The 17,544-nt window shown below is 63.6% G+C and carries 11 protein-coding genes and 1 tRNA gene; 3 read left to right on the top strand and 9 right to left on the bottom strand.

Features of this window, described 5'->3' with window-relative positions:
• Positions 1-17 precede the first annotated feature (17 nt).
• Positions 18-4,208, bottom strand: coding sequence for an intein-containing Cdc46/Mcm family DNA replicative helicase (locus tag DV733_RS17645; RefSeq protein ID WP_049995571.1), 4,191 nt, complete (start codon positions 4,206-4,208; stop codon positions 18-20).
• A 755-nt stretch (positions 4,209-4,963) separates the two neighbouring features.
• On the bottom strand, positions 4,964-5,599 hold the full coding sequence (locus DV733_RS06230; protein WP_049995570.1) for a helix-turn-helix domain-containing protein: 636 nt from the start codon (positions 5,597-5,599) through the stop codon (positions 4,964-4,966).
• A gap of 176 nt (positions 5,600-5,775) precedes the next feature.
• On the opposite strand from DV733_RS06230, the gene DV733_RS06235 reads away from it, so the two are divergent.
• Complete coding sequence (locus DV733_RS06235) at positions 5,776-6,012, top strand: hypothetical protein (protein ID WP_049995569.1); 237 nt, start codon at positions 5,776-5,778, stop codon at positions 6,010-6,012.
• Positions 6,013-6,036: 24 nt separating this feature from the next.
• Here the strand turns inward: DV733_RS06235 and hemL are convergent, their stop codons facing one another.
• The 6 genes from hemL to DV733_RS06265 all read right to left on the bottom strand — a co-directional run bounded on the left by hemL (position 6,037) and on the right by DV733_RS06265 (position 13,834).
• Positions 6,037-7,371, bottom strand: a complete 1,335-nt coding sequence (gene hemL, locus DV733_RS06240; RefSeq protein WP_049995568.1) for a glutamate-1-semialdehyde 2,1-aminomutase — start codon at positions 7,369-7,371, stop codon at positions 6,037-6,039.
• 379 nt (positions 7,372-7,750) lie between these two features.
• Positions 7,751-7,832: transfer RNA gene (locus DV733_RS06245), tRNA-Ser, on the bottom strand.
• Between the two features lie 122 nt (positions 7,833-7,954).
• Entirely contained in the window at positions 7,955-8,854 is a 900-nt protein-coding gene (locus DV733_RS06250) for an acyltransferase (RefSeq protein ID WP_049995567.1), read from the bottom strand.
• A 73-nt stretch (positions 8,855-8,927) separates the two neighbouring features.
• Positions 8,928-10,031: a DNA topoisomerase IV subunit A gene (locus tag DV733_RS06255; protein WP_049995566.1), complete on the bottom strand. Its 1,104-nt coding sequence runs from the start codon at positions 10,029-10,031 to the stop codon at positions 8,928-8,930.
• Entirely contained in the window at positions 10,028-12,451 is a 2,424-nt protein-coding gene (locus tag DV733_RS06260; RefSeq protein ID WP_049995565.1) for a DNA topoisomerase VI subunit B, read from the bottom strand. Before DV733_RS06260 ends, DV733_RS06255 begins: the two co-directional genes overlap by 4 nt.
• Positions 12,452-12,523: 72 nt before the next feature.
• Entirely contained in the window at positions 12,524-13,834 is a 1,311-nt protein-coding gene (locus tag DV733_RS06265) for an amidohydrolase family protein (RefSeq protein WP_079979580.1), read from the bottom strand.
• A 301-nt stretch (positions 13,835-14,135) separates the two neighbouring features.
• Between DV733_RS06265 and DV733_RS06270 the strand changes: the two genes are divergently transcribed.
• Both DV733_RS06270 and DV733_RS06275 read left to right on the top strand, forming a co-directional pair.
• Positions 14,136-15,323 carry a sensor histidine kinase gene (locus DV733_RS06270; RefSeq protein ID WP_049995563.1) on the top strand — a complete coding sequence of 396 codons (1,188 nt, stop codon included), beginning with the start codon at positions 14,136-14,138 and terminating at the stop codon, positions 15,321-15,323.
• 73 nt (positions 15,324-15,396) lie between these two features.
• Positions 15,397-16,035, top strand: a complete 639-nt coding sequence (locus tag DV733_RS06275; protein WP_049995562.1) for a zinc ribbon domain-containing protein — start codon at positions 15,397-15,399, stop codon at positions 16,033-16,035.
• 30 nt (positions 16,036-16,065) lie between these two features.
• Here DV733_RS06275 and DV733_RS06280 read toward each other — a convergent pair whose 3' ends face one another.
• Complete coding sequence (locus DV733_RS06280) at positions 16,066-17,520, bottom strand: MATE family efflux transporter (protein WP_049995561.1); 1,455 nt, start codon at positions 17,518-17,520, stop codon at positions 16,066-16,068.
• Positions 17,521-17,544: the final 24 nt, after the last annotated feature.

Here is a 17,544-nt window from a genome sequence, read left to right on the forward strand (position 1 = left end):
CCCGGCGCGAATCGATCTCAGGCCGTCCGCAAGTGATCGGTCCGGGGCTCGTAGACCTCGCCTTTCTGCTTGAGTTTCTCGATCTCGTGTTCGGCCTTCGACTCGTCGATTCCCACCTCTTCGGCCCGCTCGATAACGACATCGATCGGCGCACCGTCGTCGTACTCCGCTTCGATATCGCCGATGATCCCCTTGATGTTCTGGATGCGGTCGCGCTGGCTCTTCGAAGTTCCCGTCTCGACGACGTCGGCGTCTAGCTCGCCAGTCTCGGGATCGACACCGATGTCCTGCAGGCACGAGCGGACGATTTCGACCGACCGCTCGGCGTCGCGCTTCTCGACGGTATCCGAGAGGCGCACTCGTGCGGAGGCTTCTGCGAGTCGAATGAGCGCCTCGATCTTCCGGGCCGTGACGGGGACGGCGGCGTCCTCGTCCTGGCCCTTCGAGCGCAGGTCGACGTAGAACTGCTCGATCTCGTCTTTGGCCTCCTCGGTCATCGTCGGGTAGCAGTTGCGTTTCGAGTAGGCGATGTACTTCCGCAGGAGTTCGGGATCGATCGCCGGGTCGACCTGCTCGGTGACCGTCTCGACCTCCTCGGCCGAGAAGTCCGGCGTCGCGTTGTTCTGACGGTGAGTGTGCAGTTCCCCTGCGTAGTTGGTCTTGAGGATGTGTCCGGCCAGCTCGCGGTCTTTCTCCTCGTTGGGGTCGTCCGTGACGGTGAAGATCAGGTCGAACCGCGAGATCAGCGCGGGTTCCAGATCGATCTGCTCGCCGATCGGCTCGTACTGGTCGAACCGCCCGTACTTCGGATTGGCCGCCCCGAGCAGCGAACAGCGTGATTTGAGGGTGGCGTTGATTCCCGCCTTGGAGATGCTGATGGAGTTGTGCAGAACGACTCCCTGGCTGACGAACGTGTTCGTCGGTTCGACGGTCACGTCGTAGACCCAGTCGGTCGCGTACTCACCGTCGTTAGGCACCGTTTCGACGTCCGTGACTTCGTAGTAGCGGAGGTCACAGCGCGCTTCGAGTGCGTCGATCCGTTCCTCGGCTTCCGCGAGGGCGTCTTCGACAGCCTCGCGCGCCGACTCGGTGAGCGCAGCACGTCGCTGCTCGTCGTAGCCGCCGTCTTCGGCGTAGTGGACTGCGCTCGTCGTTTCGTTCTCGAGGTGTTCGGCGAGTTCGCGGCCGGACCAACCGACAGCCGCCCTGAGTTCTCCGAGCGTGTCCGCTTCGGTGACTGCCTCTCGCACCATCGAAACGCGCCCACGCAACGTCGCGAGTTCGTCCGTGACGGTCTCGATCTGGACCCCGTAGCTCTCGTCCAGGTTCGGTCGATATCGGCCGGTCAACGACAACCCGAGAAGCTTCCGTAGCGCTCGGAGTTCTTCTGCCGCACTCGGCGGTAACACGTCGTGGTGACGCGGTGTGTCGACGCTTCGATCGGCAAACGCGACGGCGTCGTCGTACCGCTCGTCCGCAGGATCGAGGACTGCATCCACGAACCGCGCTGTCGAGTCACCCATCACGTACACTTTCCAGGAGTCTTCCGCGATATCGTAGTGGATGCGAGACGCGACACCGATCTTCGAGAGGGCATCGGCGTAGTCCTCGGCCAGCCCCTCTGACGCCGTCGCGTACGCCATCGCCTCGCTCTCGACACCGCCGTCCCCCGCGAAAGCACCCACGAGGAACCGCCGGATCGATTCCTCGGAAGCGCCCAGAACGGCCGCTGGAATCCGCTTTTCCCGTGCGGTGTGCATCACTTCGGGGAAATTCCGTTCGAACCACCGGTACAGTTTCGTCGACACCCATCGCTGGGTCACTGTCCCGGCCGCGTTCGTCACGTCGGTGCTCTCCATCCCGAACACACGCGTCATGAGTGTGTCCATCCGGTCCAGGAGCCGCTCGTCCTGGTTCGAGAAGCCGATCTCGTGTGCCGATCCGGCGTAGCTGTGGCCCTCTGCCGTGAGGAAGCCGAGAATCTCGGCCAGATCGGGCGACAGAGCCTCCGGAAGCGAGACGTCTTTCTCCTTGCCGAGATGGGCTTCGTCCTCCAGTTCGACTGCTGCGCTGCTATTGGGGAGTTTCCGCGGTGCGGGGACGTACGCTCCCTCGGTGATCTCCTCGGCGGCCACCGTCCGGATCTCGCCGCCGACGTCCACGAACATCGGATGTTCGGGCGTCACGAGCACGTCTCGACCGTTCGAGAAAGTGACGCGGACGAACTCCTCGGGCGCCTCGTGGCGGCTCACCCGATCGACCGACGTCTTCCGAACCTCGTTGCTCTCCAGGTCGACTGTGTGGACGCCGGCGTCTTCGATCGGGAGGATCTCGCAGTCGACGCCGTCGACGACCTCGTCCGAGTTGGCTTCCATTCGACTGTCGACAAACTCGCCGAGCTCGACCCGCCGGCCGTCTGCGAGTAGCACCTCTGAATCCGGATGGTAGGACTGCTGCTCTAGGGCCTCGTGCATTGCCGACCGGTCGTCAGAGTTGTGGACGACCATCCCGTTTGCAACGAAATTGTGGGTCCCTTCGACGGTCAAATCGTACACGTGTTCGAAACCGTGGTCGGTTAGTTGTTCGACGTCAGTTACTCCTGCTACCGCTGTTTCGGTTTTGTGCCCCTTTGCCTGGGCGGGTCCGCCATCTGTCGCGATCGTCGTTTCCGGGACGTACACACGGTCCTCCGTCGTGACGGTGGCGGCAGGCTTCTCGTCCTGACCCGCTTCTGTTTCGACGATGAAGGGGTGATCCGGTGTCGCGACGAGTTCCTCTCCAGTATCGAGTGTGACTCGCGTCACTGTCTCCGGCGCGTCGTACTCGTGGATCGCGGTAACTGATCGCGTGACGATTCGTTCCTCGTCGGTCATCGTCCAGACGCGGAGATCGACATCTCGAATGATCCGCCCGTTCGAGAGTGGTTCTATCTCGCCAGTGCTGGCTGCATCGTGGGCGAGATCACGAATCCGGCAAACTCCATTTTCGAGGTGGACCAGGGTATCCCCAGTCACGCAACTCATCTTGTCTAGCTCGTCGACCGCGGCGATCCCTTGATCGGCCAAAACGAGTGCGCCAGCCTCCAGCGTCCACTGTTGGCCGTCTCCGAAGTCATCTCTAACAGCTGCAGCCGTAAGGCCGGCGGCCGATGAGCCTTTCCCCGACGTATAGACAGATCTCGGGGCAATCTGTTGGATGTATGAAATCATCTGACTCTTCCCAGTACCAGGGTCGCCGATCAGAAGCATATGCAGGTCGCCCCGGATCCGTGAGCCGTCTGGCAGCGACTTCGAGACGCCCGAAAACAGTTGCAGAGCCATCGCGAGTTTCTCCTGATCGTAGCCGTAGATCGAGGGGGCGATCGCGCCGACCATCTGCTCGTAGATGTCTGGTTCGTTCGAAAGTTCGACGATCTCTTTTTTGTCCTCGTCGGTAATTTCCATGTCCTCGAACTGCTCGTCCTCGATGACGACGCTGAGACCGTGCATGTAAGTGTCGAACATGGGCGTCTTCTCGTTGCCCTGCTCGCGCTGGTCGAGTTTGAGCACGCCCGTCACGCGGACGTGGTCGCCCGCGGTGACGTTACCCGTGATGTCGTCCTCGATGTTGACGTCGATCGACTGGGGCGTCTCCCCGCCGCGGAGGCCCTCGGGAGACTCCTGAACGCGGATTTTCTGGGCGTCGATAAATTCGGATTGGTCGAAGTTGATCCGGAATGGGCCCTGGCGTTCACAGCCCTGGCACTCGTGAGGTTCCTGGAAGTCACCGGTCGATTGAGGAATCCGAGAGAGGGTCCCACAGCGCTGGCACTCGAAGGCCGCCGTCGTGACTTTCGGGCGGACTTCGGTGGCCTTGCGGACGATACCCTGGACGCTGATGAGCGAGCCGCGGTGGTCGGCACGGATGTCGCGGATGTCTGTCGCGTCGGGCAGATTTTTGATTCGGACGTGGGCCTGCCCTAACTTGACGTCCACGGGCAGATCGTACAGTCTGAGGGCTTCCTCGGCGTACTCCTGCAGTTGCTCGGGCTGGCTCCGGAAGTCGTCGGCCAGATCCGGATCGAACCGGTAGAGGTCCTGCCAGTCGACGAACAGGGATTTCTTGTCCGACGGGTACTTCTGGGCGAGTTCGCCGATCTCGTTCCGGTAGTAGTTCCGGTAGAACTCCTCGAAGCTGTCGATGAGTTCGGTGTTGTCCGCGGTGGCCATTCAGTGGAGACAGAGTTGGACGTACTCACTCAAGAACCTTAGCAAACCTCGGCGGAAGTGTCGGTAGCGCGATGGTGTCCCGATGCAGCCGTGCGGTTTTATCCGGAACCGAAGGGGTGGGTGCGGTCTTTTTCCCCATGTTTTTGCGCGAGCGACCAGCGGGAGTGAGCGGAAAAAGTGGTTACGCAAACCTCGGCGGAAGTGTCGGTAGCGCGATGGTGTCCCGATGCAGCCGTGCGGTTTTATCCGGAACCGAAGGGGTGGGTGCGGTCTTTTTCCCCATGTTTTTGCGCGAGCGACCAGCGGGAGTGAGCGGAGCCGGCGCGTCAGCGCCGCAAGCGAGAACCGCGGATGCGAACGAGGAACGGCGTGACTCGTGAGCGGGAGTGAGCCAAAAAAGTGGGTATGCGAATTTGGACCACAGTGAAAGTAGAACGGGAGGGAAAAAACCGACAGACAAAAACCGGGTTGCTCACGAAGCGAGGGGGTTGAAACGAGATGATCGGTGCAGTCGCTGTCGAGCGCGCAGTATCGAAAGCTACGAGACGACAGACACACAGGCCTGTCACTCGTGTTTTCACACCGCATCAAAGGGGGCTGATGACGGGCGTTGGAGGCGCTTGTCGGAACCTCCAGCGTCTGTGTGAGTGGTCCTCGCCAGCAGTACAACTGCCGACGGAGACGCACCACGGCGGTATATTGACCCCCCAGCGTACTGAAAGTAACCCCGCCGAACGGCGGCCATTTATATGGACCTACGTGACGCCAAGCTGTGCTTCGACGAGGTGATGTTGGGCACGTCGAAGTCGTTCGGAAAACGACGAGCGGGAGATGCCGAGTTCCGTGGCCACTTCGTCCTGAGTCACGCGCTCTGACTCGTCGAAATAGCCCATCTCGTAGGCCGTCACCAGCGCCTCGAACTGGGGTTCAGTCAGGCGGCCGGTGTCCTCCTTGGCAGTCCCGTGGCTGAGCCGGAGCACCTCGACGCTGATCTCGTTCGAGCGGAGGAACTTCCAGAGTCCCGTGAGCACGTTTCGGCCGGAGACGTGACCGACCAGACGCAAACAGTTAGGTCGGACCTGCCCGCTGACGAGCGCACCGTCGAGCAGGACGTCGGCCGGTACGTCGTCGACTTTTCCTGCCATCGTCACACGGTAGAGACGGCGGTTCGTCCCACCGCTGACCAGTCCGACGTCGAGGGCGCTCGGCAGCGCTTCGAACGCCTGGGTCACGCGATCGAGCCGTTCACCGCTGGCCCAGAGAAACCAGTGGATCGTGCCGTCGTCCCACCGAAAGCGCTCGATTTCGATGTCGACGGCCGGATACTCGGTCGAGACGGCCGTCAGCTCGATCGGTGGGCCACTGACTTCGATCTCGGCGACCAGACTCATCGCACACCCCTCGCGCTGTCGGCCCCGCCCGCCGTCGACGCCTCGCCAATCGAAACCGTTTCTGCCCCCATTGATAACCACTCCAGTGGTCGTTCAGAGTGATTTCTCTAAAATGTGTCGCTCGGATCGTCGGTTCAGCCCCAAGACTGAAATACCATATTACGTAAATTAGGCATATGGTAGAGCTTGGCGAGGTGGCAGTGTTCGGGTCGGACGAGAACAGTCAGCAGCGGTCGATCCTGTTCGCGATCGTGATCGCGGCCGGGTTTCTGGCGGTCGCGGCCGGTGCGGGGACTCTCGCGGTCGGGAGCAACGCGCTGGTCGGGGCGGTACTGCTGGCCGTCGGCGTGCTCACGCTGGCCGGTGGTGCGATGATCGCGACAGGCAACGCCGACGAGTATCTGTTCGAGTGAGGGTCGGGGAACACCGGCGCTCGCCTACAGGGCGTCCTTGTAGGCTTCCAGGGCCGTCTCGATGTCCGTGTCTGTGTGGGCGGCCGAGAGGAACTGCGATTCGAACTGGTTAGGCGTGAGGAACACGCCCTGCTCTTTCATCGCGGGCCAGAACAGCCGTTCCCAGCGCTCGGTCTCGGCCTGCTTGACGTCCATCCCGTTTTTGGGACAGTGCTCGTAGCGCGGGCAGGTCGGGTTCTGCGTACAGCCGGCCTCGCAGTGGCCCTCGCCGAACTCGCCCTCACGGGTGAAGATCACCTTGAACATCGAGTCCGTGCCGACCACGGTATACTGGGGCGCCTGGTCTTCGAGGATGTCGGCGATTCCCGAACGCATGCGCTCGCCCAGTTCGTTCACGTGGTCGTAGACGTCGTTCTCGGCGGCGTATCTGAGTGTTTCCAGCCCGGCGGCCATCGTCACGGGGTGGCCAGAGAAGGTGCCGGACTGGAAGACCTCGCCCGCGGGTGTGAACTGCTCGATGATCTCGCTCTTGCCTCCGATTGCACCCACGGGGAAGCCGCCGCCGACGATCTTGCCGAACGTCGTGATGTCGGGATCGATCCCGAACTTGCCCTGGGCACACTGGAGGCCACCGACGCGAAAGCCGGTGATGACCTCGTCGAAGATGAGTAGCGAACCGTGCTCGTCACAGAGCTGGCGCAGCTGTTCGTGGTAGCCCTCGACGGGGTGGACGATCCCGTAGTTGCCGAGGATCGGTTCCGTGAGGACGGCGGCGATGTCCTCGCCGTGCTCCTCGAACACTCGCTCGACGGCCTCGGTGTCGTTGAACGGCACAGTCAGCGTGTGCTCGGCGAAGCTCTCGGGGATGCCCGGGCTGGAGGGGTGGGTGTGCTCGCCGTGACCCTCGACGAGCGTCGACTCCTGGGCGCCGTGGTAGCCGCCCTGCATGACGACGATCTTGTCCCGGCCGGTGTAGCCGCGGGCGAGCCGGACGGCCGAGACGGTGGCCTCGGTCCCGCTGTTGACGAACCGGACCATCTCGACGCCGGGAACGTGCCGCGTCACGAATTCCGCGAGTTCGACCTCGACTTCGGTGGGCGCGCCGTACATCGGGCCTTCGCTGGCGCGCTGCTGGATCGCGGCCTGGACCTGCTCGGGCAGGTCGTGTCCCAGCAGGAGCGGGCCGTAGCCCATCACGAAGTCGACGTAGCGGTTGCCGTCGGCGTCGACGACGTGGCCGCCGTCGCCCTTCTGGACGAAGAAGGGGTAGGGCTGAATCGCCCGGACAGAGGAGTTGACGCCGCCCGGCATCACGGAGAGAGCGCGGTCGTACAGGTCGCGTGACTGCTCGTGGTTCATGGGCGGGGATTTGGACGGCAGTCGAAAGTAGTTGACGACGGCCGGCTCGGCTGCGCGTTTATGCGCAGCCAGTTCAGCCGGGAGTCGTATGTTGACGACGGCCGGCTCGCGAGTTTGTACGCGGCAAAAAGCGCCAGGACTGGGATTTGAACCACGCGAAGGCGGTCGTCTCGCTTCGCTCGACGCTGCGACTCCCCTCATTCAAATCCCTGTCTATATCGAATTTGCCGCTCGCGAGTTTGCTCGCGGCAAAAGTACGCCAGGGCTGGGATTTGAACCGATGGCGAGACGGTCACCTCGCTCCGCTCGGTGCTGCGACTCGCGTGCTCAAATCCCAGCCGAGCCGCTTCGCTCCTCGCGTATTGCTCGGAGCAGAAGACGCCAGGACTGGGATTTGAACCCAGAATCCCGAAAGGGAACACGCTTTCCAGGCGTGCGCCTTACCGTTCGGCCATCCTGGCTCACTCGATTTGTCGGCCGCGGTTGCGTTTAGGTGTTACGTTGTCGTCTCGCCGTCGGGCGGCCGAAATCACCGATCCGGCGGTCACGCGAACAAGTGAGTGTGGCCTCGGAGTGACGGATATCACTCCGGCGACTGCAGATCCCGCTGAAACTCGTCGAAGACGCGCACGTCGTCGGGAACCTCGTACTCGAGCTGGCGCTCCGCACGTCGATCCACGTTGGCGTCCGCAAGCGGGTCGGCGACCGACTCCCACCCGTCTTTGATCGCGATGGATTTCGCGGGCGTGCCAGCGGCGATGTGATGGGCGGGGATGTCCTTGCCGGCGATGGACTTGGCGGCGAGGATGGCGTTCTCGCCCACTCGGACGCCGGCACGAACCATCGAGTCGTAGGTGATCCGCACGTCGTCCTCGACGACCGTGTGGTAGTTGTCGACGTGGGTCTGGTCGACGGCGTCGTGGTCGTGACTGTAGAGGTGGGCGTCGTCGGAGATGGAGACCCGATCGCCGATGGTCAGCTTCCCGCGGTCGTCCAGATGGACGTCGTCGTGGATGACCACGTTGTCGCCGACCTCGATGTTGTGACCGTAGGTAAAGGAGATGTTCTTGAAGAAGCGGCAGTTCTCCCCGCAGGACTCGAAGAGGTGGTCGGCGAGCATCCGCCGGAAGCGCAGCGCGAACTCGACGTTGTCGGCCATGGGCGTGGCGTCGAACTGCCGCCAGAGCCACTGGAGGTATTTTGATTCGGTAAAGCGGTCCTCGTCTTTCTCGGCGTAGTACTCGCTCTCGAGGGTGGCGTTGCAGGGATCGTAGCCCTGCAGGCGGACCCGTTCTGCGGGGCTGACCGACTCGCCGCTCTGCCAGCGCTCGTAGGCCTCCCGATCACCGTGCAGATCGATCAGGACGTCCTCGACGACGTCGCAGGTGTCCTCGTCGCTGCTGAGACGGTCGTCGACCTCGGAGATGAATTCGCGTAACCCCTGCTCGGCGTAGGTGGGCAACGAAACGTGCCGCTTTGTCATACCGGCCGAAAGGGGGCTGGCCACATATGGATTCGGTTGTGCGCGGCCGCGTCCAGCCGCCGTGGTCGCGCCCTCACAGAATGTCCATCGCTTCGAGACGTTCGGGCAGGTACGTGTCGGTCACGAAGTCCAGACCGTGCGATGCGAGGGCCTGCTGTTCGGACTTCTTCTCGATGTCCAGCTGGAGTTCGATCTGCTCCTCCCAGTAGTCGGTCTGGAAGCGCGGGTCTTCCAGTTCAGACTCCAGGGCGTTGATGTCCGAGTCGCTGAGGGGATCGGTCGGCAGGTCGTACTCGACGATGTCCTCGGGCTGGACGCCGATGAACCGGGCCTGGGGCGTCGCGAGGTACTCCGAGAGGTGCGCGGACTTGATCGACCCGTACGCCACGGAGCCGTAGATCCGATACGACCAGGGGTCACCGTCAGTGAACACCGTCACCGGCAAGTCGAGTTCGTCGTGCAGGCGCTTGGTGATCCGCCGCGTGGCACGAGCGGGCTGGCCCTTCAGGTGAACGACCATCGCGTTGTGTTCCTCGTCGAAGCCGTTCTCGACCAGCCGATCTCGCATACCACCCGTCTCCACCGCGAGGACGAAGTCGGCGTCACACTCCAGAAATTCGATCTGGTCGGGATTGTTCGGGATCTGGTAGCCCCCCTCTCCGACGTCCTCCTGGCAGTGAATCTCGCGCTCGCCGCGGCGGGTCTGCTCGCGCAGCAGGAGCGGGCCCATCAGGGTCGCACCCGACTCCTCGGGGCGCATGTGGAAGTCCTCGCGGGTCGCTCCCGAGACGATTTCGAGATCCTCGACGAGCTGGTTCGACTCGTCCTGATCGTTGAACTGGGCCTCGTCCAGATCCCAGGACTCGCTGAGGTAGTACAGTTCACGCAGCGTCGAGGAGCGGTCTTCGTCGAGTTGCTGGGCGAGGAAGTCGATCGTATAGGTCGCTTTCAGGAGCTTCTGGGCGCCCGAGACGGTCTTTGCGCTCCGGGTGGAGTGGCGGTCGCCGTAGACCCAGACGTCGCTGTCCTCGTCGTACTCGATGTTGCTCTTCGTTCTGGTCGGGACCTGCAACTGCGGGACGTCGCCCGTCTCGAACTGCTCGTAGAACTGTTCGGCCAGCGCGAGCAGGCGCTCGCGGGCGTCGCCTTCGCCGTAGTTGATGTCGTCTGCGCTCATGTTTGCACCGTGAGTTTCTCGTCTTCGATTCCGTCGACGGAGATCTCCGAGGGAGCCGTCGTATCGACACGATATTCGAGTTCGGCGGTCTCCCCGCTGGAGACCGAGGGCGACCACTTGATGAACCACTCGCCGTCCATCTCGACGACGTTCGCGCCGTTGACGTCCTGGGGTTCCGCGCCGACGATCTCCGTGAGTTCGAGGTCGGCGCTTCGATCGGAGTTGTTCTCGACGGTGATCGTCGCGGTGTCACCGTCGACCTCGCGATCGACCAGGACGTTGTTCATGATCCGGGCCATCGCCTCGTCGATGTTCGGTTTCTCGTTGCCCGTCACCGAGGCCAACTTTTCGGCCATCTCCGGCAGGATCGTCGCGAGTTTGTTCTGCTTCTTGCGGCGCTGCTGCATCGAGCGGCGCTTGTTGAGGTAGCTCTTGAGGTCCCGCGCCGCTTCGCGGATCGCGAGTTCGATCTCGCTTTCGATCTCCGGGACGTTCGCGACGGCGTCCTTCGATTCGCTGGTGAAGGGGACGTTCGTCGAGGCGACGTGGACCATGACCACTGCGGGGCCGTTCGGAATCCCGCTGCCGCCCGGCTGGTCCAGGCCGTAGTTGCGCCAGTTGATCGACTTGACGACGTCGGTGGTCGCACACGCCCCGCGCTGGTAGACCAGCGGGACGCGGTTGGCGAAGCGCATCACGTCGACCGTGCCGCCGTCTTCGAGATCGCCACCGTAGGCGATCCCGGCCTCGACGATGAACGGGTCGCCGCCGTGAACCGAGGCGTCCCGCGTCGCAGCGGCGTAGAAGTCGGCGTCGAACTCCTTTTTGAGGCCGGAGAGCACCAGTTCGTCGGTGATCGGCGCGAGACACCCAGTTGGGGGAGACATGATGTCGGTCGCCCGCATCGCCTCCAGGAGTTCGGAGGCGGCGTCCCGATCGTCGGCGATCGAACTGACGGTGGGCGGGTCGTCCGGCACCGTCGCCATGACTCCCCAGATCGCCTCGACGACGTTCTCTCTGGCCGTGTCGCCGAAGGTCGCGTCGTCGTACTCCTCGGTGGCGTCGGCCGCCCGGGCCACGTAGTCGCCGAGGTCCTCGCGCGTAAGTCGGTGGCGCTGGTCGTCGCTGTTGACGAACTTCGCGGCCAGCCGCTCGGAGAGGCCCTGGAGTACAGCGTCGTCTTTCCGAGTGCTCGTGGCCTCGTCGACCAGCGGGTAGAGGTCCGACGTGAGCGCCTCCTTGCGGTCGGCGTCGGTCTCGCCGTCGCCCAGTAGCTGGACCCAGGCAGCCTCGGTGGCCTTCTCTCTGACCGTGGAGCCGAAGGTCGTCCCGAACTCGTCCTCGACGGCGTCGGCCTCCGAATCGACGATTTCACGGACCTCGTGGTGGGCGACGCGGTCGCAGTCGTCGATGGAGTCGGATACTGCGCCGGCGAAGGTCTTGGTCGCCTCCTTGCCCTTGTTCGAGACCGCCGCGCGGACCGCGGCCGCGACGTCAGCCTCTTCGTGTACCTGCGGGGGCCGCCAGGCCATCCCGCGGCCGAAGTGCCGATCCCGGAAGCGGTCGATGACGCTGTCGGCGGTCTTCTGGCCGACTCGCGTAAACTCCTCCTGCAGAAAGCCAGAGATCGAATAGGAGTCGGTCGCCTCCAGCATCTTCAGCAGGGTACCCAGTTCGACGCCGTGGGGGTGAGGCCGAATCTCCTCGGTCTCGGCGGGGAGTTCGGCGTTCTCGGCGCGCTCGAACTTGAGTGGCGAGTCGAGGTTCGGCTCGGCGAACTCGATCCGGGCGTGGGGGTTGACGACCGCGGTCTCCGCGATGTACTCGTGGAGGCTCTGGCGAGCGCGCATGTTGGCCTCCATCTCCAGTTCGATCCGCGTCCCGTGGGGACGTTCCCAGGTCGTCGTCTCCTCGACGTCGATCTCTGGTTCGTTCGTATCCGTATCGATGATCAACTCGAAGTACTGGGCCTCGCTCGATCCCTTCGTCCGGGAGGTGATCTTCGCGGGCTTGCCGCTGGTGAGTTGTGAGTAGAGGACGGCGGCAGAGATCCCGATCCCCTGCTGGCCGCGATTCTGCTCACGCTTGTGAAACCGGGACCCATAGAGGAGTTTCCCGAACACTTTCGGAATCTGCTCTTTCGTGATCCCGGGGCCGTTGTCCTCGATGACCAGCGTGTAGTAGTCACGGTTCTCCGATATTTCGACGTAAATATCAGGGAGAATATCTGCTTCCTCGCAGGCGTCGAGAGAGTTGTCGACGCCTTCTTTTACTGCCGTGACGAGCGCCCGGGCCCCCGAGTCGAACCCGAGCATGTGCTTGTTCTTCTCGAAGAACTCGGCGATGGAGATCTGGCGCTGGCTCTCGGCCAGTTCCTCGGCGATCCCCGACTCGCCCAGTGTGGACTGCATCGATGGCATTCGTTAGGGGAAACCACTCCTGCGTGGCTTAAAGCCTTCTCGGTGGCAGGGTGAAAGTGAAACCAGCGCGAGCTAGTAGAGGACCGTCCGCTCGACGTCCCGGGCCGTCGCTCGCCGGACGATACCGGCGATCGGGTCGACGACGTTCTGCAACTCGTAGTCGGTGCTGAAGACGGCGAGGCGGGCGCGTTTGCCTTCCTCGATCGAGCCGATCTCCTCGTCGCGCTTGATGAGGCGTGCGCCGTTAATCGTGGCCATCTGTAACACCTCCGTCACCGTGACGTCGAACAGTTTGCTCGTGAACTCCATCTCCCGCAGCATCGACGAGGAGTTGAGCATCACGTTGTCAGTCGCGAGCGCGACCGTCGTCGCCTCGTGGAGTCGTTCGAGCGGCGGGAGTTCGTCCAGGATCACGAGGTTCGACCGTGGCAGACAGACGACTCCGATGTCGTCGTCCGAGAGCGTCTGGTAGTCCTGCTCGCGGGTGTGAACCATGTGAGAGGTGTAGTCGGGGTTCAGCGCGAGGCTGGCGTCGATGTCGTCGGCGTTGGGCTCGCCCGAGTGGAGTGCGAACACCTTCCCGAGATCGGCACAGATCTCGCGTGCTCGCTCGGCCTGCTCGCCATAGGGTGCGTAGGTGTTGTAGCCGTCTGCGTTTTCGATTTCAGCCTGGAGGTCTGCAGACTCGTCGATCGCCCCGGTCAACAGGCCGACTGCCTCGACGGCGGTCTGTTCGTCGGCCATGTTGAGGTCCTCGATTCCCGTGACCCCTTCCTCCTTGAAGTCGGCGAACGTCCCGGTCCCGGACGCACGCATGAACTCCATCGTCTCGATCATCGCCTGGCGTTTCTCCGCTCGAGTCGCGTTGCCGTTGATCTCACTCTTCAGACCGGGATCGATGAACAGCTCGTACCAGGAGTAGTTCCGGGCGCGTTCACCGTCTTTGGCGGTCGAATCAGTGATGTGGGTATGCGGATTGACGAACGCCGGCACGATGATGTCGTCCGACTCGACGCCTTCCTCGGTGATCGAGACGATCTCGCCGTCTTCGATCCGGACGGTCCCCTCGGTGACGGACATCTCCTCGCCGACGACGAGCGTCCCCGAGAGCGTTTCGACGCCGTCTTCGGTAGCAGTCGCGGTCGTCCCAGGCGGCTCGGCTGTCGTCTCGGTCGGATCGGCCGTCGTATTCGTCGCGCCGTCGGAGGTCGTACAGCCGGCGAGCACGCCAGCCGCGCCGACGCCCGCCAGCGCTTTGAGAAACTGCCGACGACCGGGCAGTTCCTCCGGACCGTAGACCTGCCGCATCCGCTCTCTGATCGCCGACGTGTCGGCTCCGGCAGGTGGGTTACAGCAACCGCAGGACGAGCCGTGATCGCTCATCGGTGCCCTCCAGTCCCCAGCCGCGACGTAATGATAGCAATTCGTCCAGGTATTCGAGTATATCTGCGTGATTCGTTCACTTTTCTACAGAAAAATAGAATTGTCGGGTAGGTATAAGCGCTTCTTAGGTCGAGATGCAGGTATATTACCCACCTGGGTCGATATACAGTATATTGGAGTGTACTAGCGATTCTGATCAAATATCTAACAGTAGTTGCCAGTCACGTTGCCCACATCTGTCCCGATAAAAGATAGTACACTGATAGAAATGACTATCTGTGCGGTCCTCACATGAGAACGCATGGCAGACGGGGGCGACGGTGATGTCGGTGTCGGGTCACGTGGACAACACCTCGCGAGCGTCGGCGTCATCGTAGGGACCGGTGCAGTTCTGAGCGGGATCCATCTGCTGAGCATCGCTGGATCGAAGGCGAACGTCCTGACGGTGCTTTCGGGAGGAGTTACGTCGCTGGTGTTCTCGGCGGCAGTGGTCGGAATCGGGCTCTGGGCCGGACAATCGTGGGAAGCGTCCTCGACGACGCGGCTGGCCGTCTGGTGTGGCGGCGGCACGGCGAGTTTCCTCCTGCTGGCGTTTCTGGCACGGATCCTCGTCGAGAGCCAGGGCGGCACGCTCCCGCTCGGGCCGCGGTGGTTCGCGGGCGCGAGTTCGACCGGCGCACTCCTGGGCAGCGTCCTCGGGATCTACGACGTCCGACACGTCCGCGCGCGCCAGCGCTGGCGGACGGCGAAAGACCAGACCGAACGGCTGAACAATCGCCTCCGGCGCTCGAACGAACGGCTGATGGTCATGAATCGCGTCCTCCGGCACAACGTTCGCAACGACCTCAACGTCGTCCAGGGCCGGGCCGAACTCATCGCCAGCCGCAACACGGGCGTCGACGCCAGAGACGCCGAAACCATCGCCGACGTGGCCCAGAGTCTGGTTGCTCAGAGTGACAAAGCCCGGACGCTGGAGTCGCTGATGGGAGCCGAGGGCGACCACCAGAGCATCGATCTCGCGACCGTGGTAGAGCGGGAACTGGCCGCACTCGGGCAGACCTACCCCGGCGTCCAGGTAGCTATCGAGATGCCCGAACAGGTCCCCGTCGAGGCCGCACCGTCGCTCGATACGGCAGTCGCGAACCTGCTGGAGAACGCCGCCAAGCACAACGACGCCGACGAGCCGCGGGTCAGAGTCACCGTCGACTGGAATCCAATCGAGACCGAGCTCGTGATCGCGGACAACGGTCCCGGCGTCCCCGAACACGAACTGGACGTCCTCGACGAAGGCTCGGAGACGAAACTCAGACACACCAGTGGCCTCGGCCTGTGGACGACCGTCTGGGTCGTCGAACACTCCGACGGCGAGCTCGAATTCGAGGACAACGATCCTCGAGGGACGGTCGTCAGGATGCGCCTGCCCAGCGCCGATGCGGCCGAGGTCGACGGCTTCGATCGGGTCGGTCTGACGACGACCATGCCAGCCTGATCGACAGACGATCCAGGGGGACGGAACGTCACAGCCCGAGAGCTTTTTGTTCGCTGACTCGAATTCCGCCAGCATGAATACGTGCCCGAGTTGTGGTGCGGCGGTCGATACCCGGGACGCCCACTGTCGCTACTGTGGCGCCGAGCTGTACAGCGAGACAGTACCCCAGCAGACAGCCCACCGAGACGATCGCCACGCAGCCGGGCAGTCGACGCAGGGCCCGCCAACAGCGGCCAGTCAGCAACCCCCACCGCGACAGCAGCGAACGCGGCCCCACGAGACGGGGACGGACCGACGGACGCTGCTGGCCGGTGGTGGTGCCGTAGTTGCCCTCGGGGTAGGGGCGTTCCTCGTACTCGGTGACAACACCGAAGACGACACCGCAACTCAGCCCGACACCGAACAAGTGAGAGATGTCCCAGCGGCCGCGTTCGGTTTCGATTTCGACGCGGCCTCCCAGGGTGGGCAGCTCACGATCACGTGTCAAAGTACCGCCGACGAGATATGGGCAACGAACCTGTACGTTCGAGGAACGGACCTCGCCCGAACCGGAGAGTGGAACGGGTCCACAAACGACGACGGCACGATCACTGCTGGCGACAGTTGGCGGATTCCAGTCGATAGCAGCGCCTACGAGGTCAGGGTCGTCTGGGAACCCGCGGATGGGGGCCAGCCGTCGGTGCTAGACAGCAGTGCGGGCCCCGACGCCTGAGCAGGTGTCTGGCCGGCGTCGACGCCGGAGTCAGTCGTCGGTCGGTTCGGGATCGGGGCCCACGTCGACGCCGAAGAAGTCGTCGGTGGCGTCACCGCGCTTCCAGCCGCCGCGGCGGAACCACGCCCAGGCGAGCCCCGCGCCGACGACGTTCGAGACGGCGAACGCCGCCCAGACGCCCTCTTGACCGATCGAGCCGGCGCCGAACCAGGCGATCGGCAGGCGGACGACCCACAGCATGACGACCGTGATCGCCGCCGCGGTGAGCGTCCCGCCCGTCCCGCGGAAGCCGCCGATATACGCCCGCATGATTCCGATGAATCCGAACGAGGGTGCGGCGTAGCGCAGGAACGTCGCGCCGGGCTCGATCACCTTCGGATCGCTGGTGAAGACGCCGATGATCGACTCGGCGAACAGGAAGGCGAACACACCCATCGCTGCCAGCACGGCAAAGAGAATCTTCGCGGCGAAGTTGTTGGTTCGCTCCGCCCGGTCCAGCCGATCCGCACCGACGTTCTGGCCAGTCATCGTCTCCACACCCTGAGAGACGGCGATGGCGGGCAGGAAGACGATCGAGTTCACGCGGGCGACGACGCCGAAGCCGGCGACGACCTCGTTGGCGAACTGCCCGACGATGAACAGCATGACCGTGACCGACAGCGCGCGGCCCGTCACCTCGACGGAACCGGGGACGCCGATCCGCAGGAGCTTGCCCCAGTACGCGAAGTCAGGACGCATCTGGGAGAGGTGGATCTCGACGCCGTAGCTGCCACGGAACATGATCGCCAGCCCGACGACCATCGCCAGCGCCCGGGAGAAGACGGTCGCGATGGCCGCGCCGGTGATCCCGAGTTGCGGGAACGGGCCCCAGCCGAAGATGAGAAACGGGTCGATCGCGATGTTGAGCACGACCGACCCCAGCATGACGAGCATCGGCGTGACAGTGTCACCGTAGCCCCGCATCAGCGAGATGAACACCGCGAAGCCGAACATGAACGGCATGCCGAGCGCGATCACGCGCATGTAATCGGCCGCCAGCACCTGCACGGCGGCGTCGGCGCCCAGGAGACCCAGGACCGGCTCGACGACGGCGTAGCCCGCCAACCCCAGACCGAGCGAGACGGTCAGCGAGAACACCACCGTCTGGGAGGCCGCGAACTGGGCCTGTGACTCGTCGTCTGCACCGATGTTCTGGGCGACGAGAACGCTCCCGGCGATCGCCAGCCCCATCGCCATCGCGAACATCAGGAAGACCAGCGGGAACGAGAACGTGATCGCCGTCAGCGCGGTCGTACTGAAGCGACCGACCCAGAAGGTGTCGGCGAGGTTGTAGGCCGTCTGCAGCAGGTTCGTGACGACGATCGGCAGCGACAGGTAGAACAGCGGCCAGCCGATCCCGCCGCTGGTGAGATCCAGCTCGTCGGGGTCTTTGAGCAGCTGGCCGACGCGATCGCGGAACCCACCGAGTCTGGTCGCGACGCTCATCCTGACACCTCCACGCTCGCTCGC

It is taken from the genome of Halapricum salinum (assembly GCF_004799665.1).
Classification (GTDB): domain Archaea; phylum Halobacteriota; class Halobacteria; order Halobacteriales; family Haloarculaceae; genus Halapricum; species Halapricum salinum.

Excerpts from the sequence above, each read along its gene's own strand:
- DV733_RS17645 (WP_049995571.1), bottom strand. The coding sequence starts at position 4,208 with ATGGCCACCGCGGACAACACCGAACTCATCGACAGCTTCGAGGAGTTC.
- DV733_RS06280 (WP_049995561.1), bottom strand. The coding sequence starts at position 17,520 with ATGAGCGTCGCGACCAGACTCGGTGGGTTCCGCGATCGCGTCGGCCAG.
- DV733_RS06265 (WP_079979580.1), bottom strand. The coding sequence starts at position 13,834 with ATGAGCGATCACGGCTCGTCCTGCGGTTGCTGTAACCCACCTGCCGGA.
- hemL (WP_049995568.1), bottom strand. The coding sequence starts at position 7,371 with ATGAACCACGAGCAGTCACGCGACCTGTACGACCGCGCTCTCTCCGTG.
- DV733_RS06250 (WP_049995567.1), bottom strand. The coding sequence starts at position 8,854 with ATGACAAAGCGGCACGTTTCGTTGCCCACCTACGCCGAGCAGGGGTTA.
- DV733_RS06275 (WP_049995562.1), top strand. The coding sequence starts at position 15,397 with ATGAATACGTGCCCGAGTTGTGGTGCGGCGGTCGATACCCGGGACGCC.
- DV733_RS06235 (WP_049995569.1), top strand. The coding sequence starts at position 5,776 with ATGGTAGAGCTTGGCGAGGTGGCAGTGTTCGGGTCGGACGAGAACAGT.
- DV733_RS06255 (WP_049995566.1), bottom strand. The coding sequence starts at position 10,031 with ATGAGCGCAGACGACATCAACTACGGCGAAGGCGACGCCCGCGAGCGC.
- DV733_RS06260 (WP_049995565.1), bottom strand. The coding sequence starts at position 12,451 with ATGCCATCGATGCAGTCCACACTGGGCGAGTCGGGGATCGCCGAGGAA.
- DV733_RS06230 (WP_049995570.1), bottom strand. The coding sequence starts at position 5,599 with ATGAGTCTGGTCGCCGAGATCGAAGTCAGTGGCCCACCGATCGAGCTG.
- DV733_RS06270 (WP_049995563.1), top strand. The coding sequence starts at position 14,136 with ATGGCAGACGGGGGCGACGGTGATGTCGGTGTCGGGTCACGTGGACAA.